The sequence below is a fragment of the Brevibacillus sedimenti genome, assembly GCF_020923495.1.
GTDB classification, from domain to species: domain Bacteria; phylum Bacillota; class Bacilli; order Brevibacillales; family Brevibacillaceae; genus Brevibacillus; species Brevibacillus aydinogluensis.
The window spans coordinates 2,026,035-2,038,425 of sequence record NZ_CP064048.1 but is presented as its reverse complement, the minus strand read 5'-3'; the positions used below and the strand labels follow the sequence as shown (position 1 = coordinate 2,038,425).

13 protein-coding genes and 1 riboswitch are annotated in these 12,391 nt (G+C 59.4%); of the genes, 3 read left to right on the top strand and 10 right to left on the bottom strand.

Translation table 11 applies throughout. The features are described 5' to 3' along the window. The first annotated feature begins 68 nt into the window (after positions 1-68). The gene (locus tag IRT44_RS10070; protein WP_171565804.1) at positions 69-1,118 is read left to right on the top strand and encodes a DctP family TRAP transporter solute-binding subunit; all 1,050 of its coding nucleotides are present in this window, start codon (positions 69-71) and stop codon (positions 1,116-1,118) included. 143 nt (positions 1,119-1,261) lie between these two features. Here IRT44_RS10070 and IRT44_RS10065 read toward each other — a convergent pair whose 3' ends face one another. Together IRT44_RS10065 and IRT44_RS10060 are read right to left on the bottom strand one after the other, a co-directional pair. Next, positions 1,262-1,642 (bottom strand): ArsR/SmtB family transcription factor, encoded by a 381-nt coding sequence (locus IRT44_RS10065; protein WP_212132307.1) that lies wholly within the window; start codon positions 1,640-1,642, stop codon positions 1,262-1,264. Position 1,643: 1 nt separating this feature from the next. After that, positions 1,644-2,069 (bottom strand): SRPBCC family protein, encoded by a 426-nt coding sequence (locus IRT44_RS10060; RefSeq protein ID WP_212132308.1) that lies wholly within the window; start codon positions 2,067-2,069, stop codon positions 1,644-1,646. Positions 2,070-2,463: 394 nt separating this feature from the next. Here IRT44_RS10060 and IRT44_RS10055 point away from each other — a divergent pair, with 394 nt between their 5' ends. Continuing rightward, positions 2,464-3,531: an anthranilate phosphoribosyltransferase gene (locus IRT44_RS10055; protein WP_230076613.1), complete on the top strand. Its 1,068-nt coding sequence runs from the start codon at positions 2,464-2,466 to the stop codon at positions 3,529-3,531. Between the two features lie 213 nt (positions 3,532-3,744). After that, on the top strand, positions 3,745-5,001 hold the full coding sequence (locus IRT44_RS10050) for a dicarboxylate/amino acid:cation symporter (protein WP_171565808.1): 1,257 nt from the start codon (positions 3,745-3,747) through the stop codon (positions 4,999-5,001). 386 nt (positions 5,002-5,387) lie between these two features. Here IRT44_RS10050 and IRT44_RS10045 read toward each other — a convergent pair whose 3' ends face one another. From IRT44_RS10045 to sdhA, 8 genes are all read right to left on the bottom strand, one after another. Further along, a complete protein-coding gene (locus IRT44_RS10045) occupies positions 5,388-6,374 on the bottom strand; it encodes a lipoate--protein ligase (protein ID WP_230076612.1) in 987 nt (328 codons plus the stop codon). Positions 6,375-6,618: 244 nt separating this feature from the next. Continuing rightward, positions 6,619-6,933 carry a DMT family transporter gene (locus tag IRT44_RS10040; RefSeq protein ID WP_212132311.1) on the bottom strand — a complete coding sequence of 105 codons (315 nt, stop codon included), beginning with the start codon at positions 6,931-6,933 and terminating at the stop codon, positions 6,619-6,621. Next, on the bottom strand, positions 6,933-7,283 hold the full coding sequence (locus tag IRT44_RS10035; protein WP_326838911.1) for a DMT family transporter: 351 nt from the start codon (positions 7,281-7,283) through the stop codon (positions 6,933-6,935). The genes IRT44_RS10040 and IRT44_RS10035 overlap by 1 nt, the downstream gene beginning before the upstream one ends. Before the next feature lie 71 nt (positions 7,284-7,354). Further along, a riboswitch (guanidine-I (ykkC/yxkD leader) is annotated at positions 7,355-7,454 on the bottom strand. A gap of 41 nt (positions 7,455-7,495) precedes the next feature. Then, the gene (locus tag IRT44_RS10030) at positions 7,496-8,371 is read right to left on the bottom strand and encodes an HpcH/HpaI aldolase/citrate lyase family protein (protein WP_212132312.1); all 876 of its coding nucleotides are present in this window, start codon (positions 8,369-8,371) and stop codon (positions 7,496-7,498) included. Beyond that, on the bottom strand, positions 8,368-8,940 hold the full coding sequence (locus IRT44_RS10025) for a Fe-S-containing hydro-lyase (protein WP_171565812.1): 573 nt from the start codon (positions 8,938-8,940) through the stop codon (positions 8,368-8,370). Before IRT44_RS10025 ends, IRT44_RS10030 begins: the two co-directional genes overlap by 4 nt. Before the next feature lie 39 nt (positions 8,941-8,979). Then, entirely contained in the window at positions 8,980-9,822 is an 843-nt protein-coding gene (locus tag IRT44_RS10020; protein WP_171565813.1) for a fumarate hydratase, read from the bottom strand. Continuing rightward, positions 9,819-10,562, bottom strand: a complete 744-nt coding sequence (gene sdhB, locus IRT44_RS10015; protein WP_171565814.1) for a succinate dehydrogenase iron-sulfur subunit — start codon at positions 10,560-10,562, stop codon at positions 9,819-9,821. Before sdhB ends, IRT44_RS10020 begins: the two co-directional genes overlap by 4 nt. Positions 10,563-10,578: 16 nt before the next feature. Continuing rightward, positions 10,579-12,375: a succinate dehydrogenase flavoprotein subunit gene (sdhA, locus tag IRT44_RS10010; RefSeq protein ID WP_171565815.1), complete on the bottom strand. Its 1,797-nt coding sequence runs from the start codon at positions 12,373-12,375 to the stop codon at positions 10,579-10,581. Between the last annotated feature and the right edge of the window lie 16 nt (positions 12,376-12,391).

Sequence of the window (12,391 nt, the reverse complement as noted above, 5' to 3'; positions counted from 1 at the left end):
GCCTGCTACCATATATTTTGGTACAGTACGTGAAGCAAATCAACCGATGGTAAAGCAGGTGTCAGCCCGTGAGATCAATCGCAAGCATTGTCGCGTTCGTCCTGTTGGGCCTGCTCAGCGCCGTGATTATCGGCTTTCGCAGCGACCTGCCGTTTGCATCGCTGGGATACGACGAGGAGCAGGAAGGGCTGAGCGAGCGCATTATCATCAAGTTCAGCCATGTGGTAGCGGAAAATACGCCCAAGGGTCTGGCCGTGGATCGTTTTTCCCAACTGGTCAAGGATAAGTCCAATGGCCGGGTGGAAGTGCAGGTATTTCCCAACGGTATCCTCCACTCCGACCAGACGGAGATGGATGCGCTGCGGCGCGGCGACATCCAGATGATTGCTCCCGCCTTTTCCAATCTGGCCAACCGGATTCCGGCGTGGTCGGTGCTGGACCTGCCCTACGTGTTTCGCGATCAGCAGGATGTTGAGCAGGCCTTTCACGGGAAGATCGGCGGGATGCTGTTTGAGACGCTGGAGCCGCTGAACATGAAGGGACTGGCCTTTTGGAGCAACGGCTTCAAGCAGATGACCAGCAACAAACCGATTCGCACGCCGCAGGACTTCGCCGGCCAGCGCTTCCGGATCATTCAAAGCCCCGTGCTGGAAGCGCAGTTTCGCACGCTGGGGGCGACAGCCCAGGGGGCTCCGTTCAATGACGTCTACCGCAAGCTGGCGAACAACGAGGTGGACGGCCAGGAAAACACCATCTCCAACATCTACAGCAAGCGTCTCTACCAGGTGCAGAAATACATGACGGTCAGCAACCACGGCTATCTGGGATATGCCGTGATCATCAACAAATCGTTCTGGGAGAAGCTTCCCCCCGACGTACAGCGCGTGCTGACCGAGGCGTTGGAGGAGGCGACGGCCTACAGCGACCAAATCGCCGTCTCCATGAACGAGCAGCAGTGGAAGCAGTTGACCAAAGAGAGCAGCATGGAAATCCACGTGCTGACACCACAGGAGCAGGCCGTCTGGAGGGAGGCGCTGCAGCCGGTGTACAAATCATTTGCCCCGATGATCGGTTCGGCGTTAATGGACGAGATCAGCAAACTGCACAGGCAGCAGTAAACACGTGCGTTCCCTCTCCCTGGCCCCGAGGAAATGCGTCTTCCCCGACAAAAAAGACAGGCCAAAACGGGGAAAGCACCGTCTTGGACTGTCTTCATGCACTCTCTTCACAGCGTCAGGCCAGGCGGCAGCTGGCTGCGCGGTTATTCCTGTTTCGTCGGCTGGACCGCTGTTCGCGGGGCGACAGGCTCGACGCCGTCCGTTTCGCCGGACTCCACGTAGTGTTTGAGCATCGCCAGCTTGTTCTCCCAAAACCGCTCGTAATACGCAAGCCACTGCTTCACTGCGAGCAGCGGTTCCGGATCAAGCCGGTAGCGCGTCTCCCTGCCGACTTTCCTCCCTTTGACCAGGCCGGCTTCGGCCAAAATGCGCAGGTGTTTGGAAACGGCCGTCCGGCTCATCGGAAAGTGTCCGCTGATCACGGTGACCGGCAATTCCTGATCCCCCAGCAATTTCAGCAGCTGGCGGCGCGTGGGATCGGCAATTGCCTGAAAGACGTCATGTCTGGACGGCGCCGCAGCCATGTCAGCCCTCGACATACTTACCCAGTTTTTGGATAATGCCGGTCCAGCCCTGATTCATGCGGTCGCGCACGATCGTGTGCGGTTCGCCGAATTCCGTGACAGTATCGGGATTCCAGCCGGAGTGGATCAGCGTAAACTCCGTTTTCCCGCCGAGGTCTATCAGTTCAAACGTAATGATCCAGTCTTTCCCCCAGTGAAACGACAGACGGTTGGGAGGGTCCACTTCCGTCACCTTGCAGGGGGACATGCCGAACGGACCGGCATTTATGTGAAACTCGTGACCGACCACTGGTTGAAAGTCGTTTGGCATGAACCATGCGGCGAGACCTTCCGCCGTGGCAACGGCTTCCCACACTTTCTGGATCGGTGCATGGAACACCTGGGTGTGTCGAATGTCCGGAATGGTTTGCGGGGTTTTGTTCTCCATCGTCGTACCTCCTGATATGTGTGCTTCCCTTTTTCCTGGGGCAAACCCGAGCGGAACTCTTGTACGCAATACGAAACCAAATGGTTTCCTTTTTTGATTTTATGACACCTTTTGGTTTCATGTCAATCATAGGACCGAGATGGCTCCGATTGGTTGTTTCGCCCCGTTCACTTATATCTTGCTCGTTCCCCCGCTTTTACAGTCCCCGATTCGACAGCGCAGCGGCCCGGAGTTCAGTAGAGCAAAAGAGACGCTCTGCAGCGACCAGTCCACCTAGTTGTACGACTTCTCAAAAATCATAGTATTCCTGTATACTTAATCGTATATATGTTGGACGCGGCCCGATTGTTAATGGTCGGTGAATGACGCAATTTTGAGAGAGGTGACAGCCACGATGTATGAACTGTTAAAAGAAGTGGGACGCGGCAAACGCGGCGCAAAAGACCTGACGTACGAACAGGCAACGATAGCGGCAGAGATGTTTCTCAACGGCAGCGCGACACCCGCACAGATGGGCGCGTTTCTGATGGCGGAGCGGATCAAATCGGAGTCGCTTGACGAATTGGCGGCGTTTGTGGAGGTGTTACGCCGGACCATGTCGCCCGTCTCGTTTCCGGACAGTCTCGATTGCGCCGGCCCCTACGACGGGCGGCGAAAATCGTTTATGGCCACGCTGCCTGCCGCCTTTGTACTGGCCGCTTGCGGGCAGCGGGTCACTCTGCACGGCAGTCCATCGCTGCCGCCCAAGTGGGGCATCACGCTGACGGACGTGTTAAAGACCGCAGGCGTATCCGTGGATGCCGCCGACAGGCAGGCGCTTTTGTCGGCTGCCGAGCGCAGCGGCGTCCTGATTGTCCCCACGGAAACGTGGTGTCCCGCGCTGCACAAGCTGCGCCCCCTGCGGCTGGAGCTCGGCGTCCGCACCCTGTTCAACACGGTGGAAAAGCTGCTGCGGCCAGCCGACTCTCCGTCCATGGCCATCGGCATCTTCCACGGCACGGTATTTGAAAAAGTGGCGGAACTGCTGCTCCGTCTCGGAGTGGAACGGGGAATCGTCGTGCAGGGCATGGAAGGCTCCGAAGACGTGTCCGCCGCCAAACCGAGCCGCGCCTTGATCGTGGAAAACGGCAGCTGTCGTCCCTTCGTCGTCGATCCGGCCTCGCTCGGCTTGCAGGCGGAAGCGCCGGATACCGACTGGACGCCGGAACTGCAGCGGCAGACGGCGGAAGCGGTGCTGAACGGAACAGCCGAACCTGCCTACCGCAACATGGTGCTCCTAAACAGTGCCCTGCGGCTGTGGATCACCGGGCGCGTCCCGAACTTGGATGAAGGTGTGGCCGCGGCCCGCCAGGCGCTAGATTCCCGAGAGGCTTGGGACCGGTACAGACAGTGGCTGGATGCAGCCGCACCATCCGCAGCACCCGCCGCTTCCGCTCGCGATGCAGGCCATATCGGCACCTGATGTCGAAAAAATTCCCCGCACCCATACAGCCCTTGGCTTGCCGGATTGGCGGGTCAAGGGTATTTTGCTTGTCTCCGCTCCCCGCAAGCTCTGTGACCAAAAAGACCAAAACAACCAATATGACCGTATCATTTCCAATATTCCAGCAATTCTTTAGAATGCAAGTACAGAGAATGTAAAGCGCTTTCATTGTGCGTAAAGGGGAGGGGACTTATGCGTATTTTTAAAAACCTGACCGTGCAGGTCGTGATCGCCATTATCCTCGGTATTCTCGTCGGCCAGTTTGCGCCCAAGTTCGGGGCTGAACTGAAAGTGTTGGCAGACGTATTCGTCAAGTTGATCAAAATGGTCATCCCGCCGATCGTCTTCTTCACCGTCGTCAACGGCATCGCCGGCATGGGCGACATGAAGAAGGTGGGAAAAATCGGCGGCAAGGCGCTGATTTATTTTGAAATCGTTACCACAATCGCGCTGGCCATCGGCCTGGTCGTGGTCAACATCATCAAGCCGGGCGTCGGCTTTGACAAGACCGGCCTTAGCGGCGCTGACATCTCCAAGTACACGAAAGCGGCTGAGGAGACCAGCCACGGCTTTATCGACTTCCTCGTCGGAATCATTCCGGACAACGTGGTCAACGCCATGGCCAAAGGCGAACTGCTGCCCATCCTGTTCTTCGCCGTCCTGTTCGGCCTGTCGCTCGCAGCCATGGGCTCCGCCGCCCAGCCGGTGATCAACCTGTTTGACAAGCTGGCGCACGGATTCTTCGGCGTCGTCAACATGATCATGAGAGTCTCCCCGCTCGCGGCATTCGGAGCGATGGCCTACACCATCGGCACCTTTGGCCTCGACTCCCTGAAACGACTGGGCCTCTTGATGGGGTCGGTCTACATCACGATGTTTTTGTTCATCGTCGTGGTGCTGGGGCTGATTGCCCGCTTCTTCAACTTTAACATTTTCTCGTTTATCAAATACATTCGCGAAGAAATCCTGCTGGTGTTGGGCACTTCGTCGTCCGAATCGGCGCTGCCCCGCATGATGGAGCGTCTGGAAAAATACGGCTGTTCCAAATCGGTTGTCGGTCTGGTCGTGCCCACCGGATATTCGTTCAACCTGGACGGCACGTCCATTTACCTCTCCATGGCCGCTCTGTTCATCGCGCAGGCATACGGCGTCGACCTGTCCGTCTGGCAGCAGCTGACCCTGCTCGGCATTTTGATGCTCACGTCCAAAGGGGCAGCCGGCGTCACCGGCTCCGGTTTCATCACCCTGGCGGCAACGCTGGCCGCGTTCCCGATGATCCCGGTCGAGGGCATCGCGCTCCTGCTCGGTGTCGACCGCTTTATGTCGGAAGCCCGTGCCATCACCAACCTGATCGGCAACGGCGTGGCTGCGGTGGTCATCGCCAAGCACGAGAACGAGTTTCATCCGCCTGCCCTGTCGGACGAAAAATCGCCGGCCATTTCGGCATAACGGGCGCCACTGCGTTCAATCAGCACTGAAACCTCCCGTTTTCGGGAGGTTTCAGACTGAAGACAAACGGTTCATTGAGTTAGCGTCCACAAAAAATGATTTCCAGGCCGAAAGGCGTGCCTATTCATCAACCAAAGCGAAAAGACAATGGGCATCGCATGGCGGGATGGGCCAAGCGAGCTCCTTTGACGACCGACTCAGTGAAAAAACGAAGACGCGGGAATCAACAGGGGACACAAGTCTCACTTCCTCGAAATACCCAGATGTTTGTCCCCTGCCCGCGTCTCGTTTTGGAGCCGACTTCATCCGCTTCTGTGCTGGGCGTCAAGCGAGCGAGCGGTCCCGATCTCTCATGCGCTGCGGACGAGTGGTCAAAGGCGTATTCGTCAGAACAGCAGCGACAGCAGTTCCTCACGCGACCATTTTCCGAAAAACGGCTCGATGTCGATGCCAGCAAGCACATCCGCCACCGCTTGCTTGTCGTATGGCACGCCGCGAAGCACGGCCTCGATTTCCGACACGTCCCTCATTCCGAAGAAGTCCCCGTAGATTTTGGCTTCCTTGATGCGCCCCTTCTCGATCTCCAACCGCACCTCCACCGTCCCGATGTCAAACCGGCGGGACTGCCGGAAGTTGCTTTTCGGCGATTTTCCGTAATTCCACTCCCAGCTCTGGTAGCGGGAACGGGACAGCTCGTGGATGTTCGCCCAATCCTCGTCGGTGAGCGGATATTCCTCCACCGGTTTGCCGTCGAAGATAAAGACGAGCAGCTCCTTCTTGAACTCTTCGATCGTCATCGGGCTGGGCAGAAATTCCGAAATGTTGGCGACCCGGCTGCGAATCGACTTGATCCCTTTTGACTGGATTTTTAGGGGATTCACGTTCAGCGCGGAGACGACACGCTCCAGGTCGGAGTCAAACAGCAGCGTGCCGTGGCTGAACATGCGTCCTTTGGCGGCGTACTGGGCGTTGCCGGAAATTTTCCGCTCGCCCACCTGGATGTCGTTGCGGCCCGTCAGCTCCGCGTCGACGCCCATCTGGCGCAGAGCGCGAACGACCGGATCGGTAAACTTGCGGAAGTTGTGAAAGGACTCCCCGTCGTCATTGGTAATAAAACTGAAGTTGAGGTTGCCGAGGTCGTGATAGACGGCGCCGCCTCCCGACAGCCGGCGCACCACGTGAATCCCGTGTTCGTTGACGTAGTCGGCATTGATCTCTTCGATCGTATTCTGGTTTTTCCCAATGATGATGGACGGTTCGTTGATGTAAAACAACAGGTAATCTTCATCGGCAGGCAGGTGCTTTAAGGCGTATTCCTCGATTGCCAGGTTGATGCGGGGATCGGTGATTCCTCGATTGTCGATGAATTTCATGTGCGTTCCTCCTTTGCGGACTGATGACTGTCAGCTTGTCCGAGCAACAGTATGACAAACGTCCACTTGCCGCACAACACATCCCCCAGCCCCCTTTTGGTTGTGGGTTGTCGTGCTGGCGGCATCAATCTGGCGGTGGACGTCGCAGTTACAGCGATGACGGCAGCCATAATGCAGGCACCCGGTGTGTCGGACGCCATTATCACCGGCGCCATGTTGAATGTCAACAGACAGATGGGGGCGGTCAGGAGATCAGCTTCAATCCGACCGCAGCGGCAAGGATGACGCCAATACACAGCACCCGACGCCAATCGGCAGACTCGCCGTACAGGACCATGCCCAAAATGGCGCCGCCTGCCGTGCCGATGCCGGTCCAGACCGCATAGGCCGTCCCCATCGGCAGGGTTTTCATCGCGAGGGAAAGGAACAAAAAGCTGGCTCCGAAACTGGCGAGCAGCAGGATCAGCGTCAGCCAGGTCCGATCGAGGTTCCATTTGTTGATCATCGCGACACCCGTCATCTCGAAAATGCCAGCGGCGATTAGACAGAACCAGGCCATTATGTCTCCCCTCCTTTCACGTTCTCTGCCGGTTTCTCATGGGTCACCAGCTTCAATCCGACGACGCCCCCCAGCAGCAGCATGATCAGGAGCACTTTCAACCACTGAAACGGCTCGCCGAAAAAGACGATGTCGGCCAATACCGTGCCGGCCGTGCCCATGCCGACAAAGACGGCGTATACGGTGCCCACCGGCAGCGTCTGACCAGCCCTGATCATCAGGAAAAAGCTGACGCCAATGGCCGCTGCCGTTCCCAGCCACGTCCAAAGATCGTACGCGTGTTTCAACCCGATCACCCACAGCACTTCAAACACAGCCGCAATGAACACCATGGCCCATTCTCTGTTCACGTCTCTCTCCTCCTATCCTCTCGTTTTTTCCAGCGCAGCAAAAAACCCGGGGGTATCGCCAGCACAACGATATCTCCCGGGCTTTTATCCCTCCGTGTCACAGCCAATGCGGCTGTGTGTTTTCTCTCGGACCAGGCCAGCCAACGCTGCGGAACCCTAGAAAACAAGTGCTATTCCATTTGGTCGTACTGTATCACATCGGGGCCGCGGGGTCAAGTGCGGAGGTGCTGGAGCGCTTCCGCCTGCCGGAGGATCCGCTTGGCCCGCTCCGCCACGGGGTAGTCGACCAGTTTTCCGTTGACAGAAATGGCGGCGCTGCCGGAAGCGAGCGCTTCGTCAAAGGCGGCGGCGACCGCTTTCGCCTCCGCTATTTCCTCCGCCGTCGGGGAAAACGCGTCATGGACAATCGGGATCTGGTCGGGATGGATCACCAGCTTGCCCTGAAAACCGAGCTGTCTCGCAAGGCGGGCATCATTTTGCAGTCCCTCCGCATCTTTGACGTCCACGAAAACGGCGTCAATCGGCGGTTCGATGCCGGCTGCCCGGGAGATCACCACCAACTGGGAGCGGGCAAACAAAAGTTCCGTTCCTTCCCGCGTCAGCCGGGCGCCGATATCGAGGGCAAAGTCGACCGAACCGAACGCCAGCCGCTTCACCCTGGCGCTAGCCGAGGCGATGTCATAGGCGTGGTAGAGACCAGACGCCGTTTCAATCAGGGGGACGATCTCCATCGAGCCGCACGGCAGATTCCCGTGATTCTCCAGCTGCGTCAGGTGGGCTTCCACAGCCAGAATCTGCTGACGGTTTGCCGCTTTTGGCAAAACGATTCCCGTCAGTCCGTGCCCGATCATGCCGTATAGGTCGTCCAGGTAAAACGGCGTGGTCGGGTCATTCACCCGCACGTATTGGGGACGGCTGCCGTTTTCTTGTACCGCCTGGCGCACCATGTCCCGTGCGCTCGCTTTTTCCTGAAGCGGCACGGCGTCTTCCAAATCGTAAATGATCACGTCAGCCGCCAGCTCCCTCACCTTTTCCAGCCGCCGCCGGTTGTTGCCCGGCACAAACATCCACGAACGAACCAGCGTCATCTTCCGCCCCCTCCCCACTCTTCCCGGTACTGTTCCACGCCCTGCCGGTACAGGTCATTGCCGTACATATCGTTGATCACCACGGCCGGAAACTGCTCGATCACCAGCTTGCGCACCGCTTCCGGGCCGAGGTCTTCGTAGGCCACCAGCTCCTGCACCTTGATTGCTTTCGCCAGCAGCGCGCCCGCGCCGCCTACCGCCGCAAAGTAAACCGCCTTGTGTTTCGCCATCGCCTCTTTTACTTCCTGATTGCGATAGCCTTTGCCGATCATCCCTTTTAACCCCAGCGCGAGCAGCCTGGGCGCGTATTTGTCCATGCGGCCGCTCGTCGTCGGGCCGGCCGAGCCGACCACCTGCCCCGGTTTGGCCGGAGTTGGACCGACGTAGTAGATCACCTGCCCGCTGACGTCAAACGGGAGCGGCTCTCCGCGATCCAACGCTTCGATCATGCGCTTGTGGGCGGCGTCCCGCGCCGCGTAGACCACGCCGCTGATCAGCACCCGGTCGCCCGCCCGCAGGCTGGCCACCGCCTCATCCGTCAACGGGGCAGTAATGTGTTTGACTGCCATCGTGTTGCTCCTCCTCCCGGTTGGCTATCTTGCTCCGTTTCACAGTACGGCTTCCTTGTGCCGGCTGGCGTGGCAGTTGATGTTGACGGCAACGGGCAGGGAGGCGATGTGACAGGGGTAAATCTCGATCTTGACGTCCAGTACCGTCGTCCGGCCGCCCATTCCCTGCGGGCCGATTCCCAGTTTGTTGCACATCTCCACCAGTTCCTCCTCCAGTACGGCGATTTCCGGCCGGGGGCTGCGCTCGCCGATGGGCCGAAACAGAGACTTCTTCGCCAGGTAGGCCGCCTTTTCAAATGTTCCGCCGATGCCCACGCCGACGACCATCGGCGGGCAGGCGTTGGGACCCGCGTTCCGCGCCGTCTCCAGTACAAACGCTTTGACCCCCTCCACCCCATCGGACGGCTTCAGCATTTTGAGCGCGCTCATGTTTTCGCTGCCGCCGCCCTTGGCGGAGAAGTGGATGGTCAGTTTGTCGCCCGGCACCAGTTCCACGTGCGTGACGGCGGGAGCGTTGTCTCCTGTATTGACCCGTTCCAGCGGGTGACCGACGATGGAACTGCGCAGATACCCCTCTCTGTATCCCTTGCGCACCCCGTCGTTGATCGCGTCGTACAGGCTGCCGCCGACGATCCGGCAGTCCTGCCCCACTTCCACGAGAAAGACGGCAACGCCGGTATCCTGGCACATCGGCACCCGTTCCCGGGCGGCGATCTGTGCGTTTTCCATCAACTGTGACAGCACGTCCCGGCCTGTCTCCGACACTTCCGAACGAAGCGCCTGCCGGAACGCCTGGACGACATCCGCGCCGAGGTCGTAGTTGGCCCGCTGGCACATGTCAGCCACTGCCTCCACAATGGCGTCATACTTGATTTCTCTCATGAGAAAAACCACCTCTTCCAGGCATGCCGGTTGGCATCCCGATTTACTTCAGCCAGGGCCGTGGTCAGCGGAATCCCTTTGGGGCAGACCTGGACGCAGTTTTGCGATTGGCCGCAGTTGGCGATCCCCCCGTCGCTGATCGCTGCGTCCAGGCGCTGTTCCTTCATCATCGCCCCGGTGGGATGGGCGTTGAAATAGCGGATCTGCGCCATCGCCTGCGGCCCGAGATAGGGGGAGCGGTCGTTGACGTTCGGACAAGCCTCCAGACAGCAGCCGCAGGTCATGCAGGTGGCATACGCGTACAGCTCCTGCTGTTGCTCCTGCGAGACACGCGGTCCCGGGCCCAGGGCGTGGGTGCCGTCGATTGCGATCCAGCCCTTGATGCTCTGCAGCGCGTCAAACATTCGCTTGCGGTTCACCGCCAGGTCTTTTTCGACGGGAAACGTGGCCATCGGCTCCAGGCAGATCGGCTGTTCCAGCTTGTCGACCAAAGCGGAGCACGCCTGCCTGACCCTGCCGTTGATCACCATGCTGCACGCTCCGCACACCTCTTCCAGACAGTTGGACTCCCAGACGACGGCCCTCACTTGTCGGCCCGCCGCATTCACCGGGTTCTTTTGAATCTCCATCAACGCGGCGATCACGTTCATGTTCGGCCGGTACGGGACGACAAACTCCTCCCAGTACGGTTCGCCGTCCGGCTGGTCCTGCCGCTTTACCTTCATCTGCACCGTGTTCATCCCGGCACCCTCCTCTCTAAGCCTGTTGACGGGCGGCCGCGGAGCCCCGGTCGGATGCCCGGTCCGCCGCTTCCTTCACGATGTCATAGCGCCGGGGGCGCGGCTGGATGTAGGCGAGATCGACCGGTTCGTAGCGGAAAAGCGGCCCCTCCGGCGTGTAGATGGCGAGCGTTGTCTTCAGCCAGTTGGCGTCGTCGCGCTCGGGAAACTCCGGCTTGTAATGAGCGCCCCTGCTCTCGTTGCGGTGGAGCGCTCCCAGCGTGATCACCCGGGCCAACTGCAGCATGTTCCACAACTGGCGGACAAACGTCACCGTCCGGTTGTACCAGTCGGAGGTATCGTCCACGCCGATCTTCTGCCAGCGCTCCAGCAGCTCCTGCAGCTTCTCGTCCGTTTTTTGCAGGCGGTCGTTGTAGCGGACCACGGTTACGTTGTCCACCATCCAGTCGCTCATCTCCACATAGAGCTGGTACGGGTTCTCGTAGCCGTCCATCCGGCAGATGCGCTCCATGTACGCTTCCTGCCGCCTGCGCTCGGCGGCGAACAGGTTGGGCGACAGGTCCTGGGCCGACTTCTTCAGGCCGCGGACGTACTCGACCGCTTTCGGCCCCGCCACCATCCCGCCGTAGATCGCCGACACCAGCGAATTGGCCCCCAGCCGGTTGGCGCCGTGGTATTGAAATTCGCACTCGCCGCAGGCGAACAGGCCGGGGATGTTGGTCATCTGGTTGTAATCCACCCACAGACCGCCCATGGAGTAGTGCATCGCGGGGAAAATCTTCATCGGCACCTTGCGCGGATCGTCGCCGACAAACTTCTCGTAGATGCTGAGAATGCCGCCCAGCTTCTGCTCCAACTGCCGCTTTGGCAGGTGGGACACGTCGAGGTAGACCATGTTCTCTCCGTTGATGCCCAGTTTCAGGTCGACGCAGACGTGGAAAATCTCCCGCGTGGCGATGTCCCGCGGCACCAGGTTGCCGTATGCCGGGTACTTTTCCTCCAGAAAGTACCACGGCTTGCCGTCTTTGTAGACCCAGATGCGCCCTCCCTCCCCGCGCGCCGATTCCGACATCAGCCGCAGCTTGTCGTCGCCGGGGATGGCGGTCGGATGAATCTGGATGAACTCGCCGTTGGCGTAATGCACCCCCTGCTGGTAGGCGATGCTGTGGGCACTGCCGGTGTTGATCAGCGAGTTGGTGCTCTTCCGGAAAATCATACCGATGCCGCCGGTCGCCAGGATTACCGCATCGGCGGGGAACTCCTTGATCTCCATCGACTTGAGATCCTGAGCGACGATGCCTCGACAGACCCCTTCGTCATCGAGGATGAGGGAAAGCATTTCCCAATATTCAAACTTTTCCACCCGCCCTTCCGATTCGAAGCGGCGCACCTGCTCATCCAGGGCGTAGAGAATCTGCTGGCCGGTGGTGGCGCCGGCAAAGGCGGTGCGGGAATACTTGGCCCCGCCGAGCCGGCGGAAGTCGATCAGCCCTTCCGGCGTGCGGTTGAATGGCACACCCATCCGGTCCAAGAGGTAGATGATCTCCGGTGCCGCCTCGCACATCGCTTTAACCGGCGGCTGATGGGCCAAAAAGTCTCCCCCGTAAATCGTGTCGTCAAAGTGTTCCCAGGCGGAGTCGCCTTCCCCTTTCGTATTCACCGCGCCGTTGATGCCCCCCTGCGCGCAGACGGAGTGGGAGCGGCGGACCGGCACGACAGAAAAGAGCTTGACCGTTCCTCCCGCTTCCGCAATCTTGATCACGCTCATCAGGCCGGCCAGTCCGCCGCCGACGACGATGATGCTTTCGTTCATGACACATCCTCCCTTC

Bases quoted from the DNA above. Each gene is read 5' to 3' on its own strand.
- sdhB (WP_171565814.1), bottom strand. From the start codon at position 10,562: ATGAACACGGTGCAGATGAAGGTAAAGCGGCAGGACCAGCCGGACGGC.
- IRT44_RS10040 (WP_212132311.1), bottom strand. From the start codon at position 6,933: ATGGCCTGGTTCTGTCTAATCGCCGCTGGCATTTTCGAGATGACGGGT.
- IRT44_RS10055 (WP_230076613.1), top strand. From the start codon at position 2,464: ATGTATGAACTGTTAAAAGAAGTGGGACGCGGCAAACGCGGCGCAAAA.
- IRT44_RS10050 (WP_171565808.1), top strand. From the start codon at position 3,745: ATGCGTATTTTTAAAAACCTGACCGTGCAGGTCGTGATCGCCATTATC.
- IRT44_RS10030 (WP_212132312.1), bottom strand. From the start codon at position 8,371: ATGACGCTGGTTCGTTCGTGGATGTTTGTGCCGGGCAACAACCGGCGG.
- IRT44_RS10025 (WP_171565812.1), bottom strand. From the start codon at position 8,940: ATGGCAGTCAAACACATTACTGCCCCGTTGACGGATGAGGCGGTGGCC.
- IRT44_RS10045 (WP_230076612.1), bottom strand. From the start codon at position 6,374: ATGAAATTCATCGACAATCGAGGAATCACCGATCCCCGCATCAACCTG.
- sdhA (WP_171565815.1), bottom strand. From the start codon at position 12,375: ATGAACGAAAGCATCATCGTCGTCGGCGGCGGACTGGCCGGCCTGATG.
- IRT44_RS10060 (WP_212132308.1), bottom strand. From the start codon at position 2,069: ATGGAGAACAAAACCCCGCAAACCATTCCGGACATTCGACACACCCAG.
- IRT44_RS10065 (WP_212132307.1), bottom strand. From the start codon at position 1,642: ATGGCTGCGGCGCCGTCCAGACATGACGTCTTTCAGGCAATTGCCGAT.
- IRT44_RS10020 (WP_171565813.1), bottom strand. From the start codon at position 9,822: ATGAGAGAAATCAAGTATGACGCCATTGTGGAGGCAGTGGCTGACATG.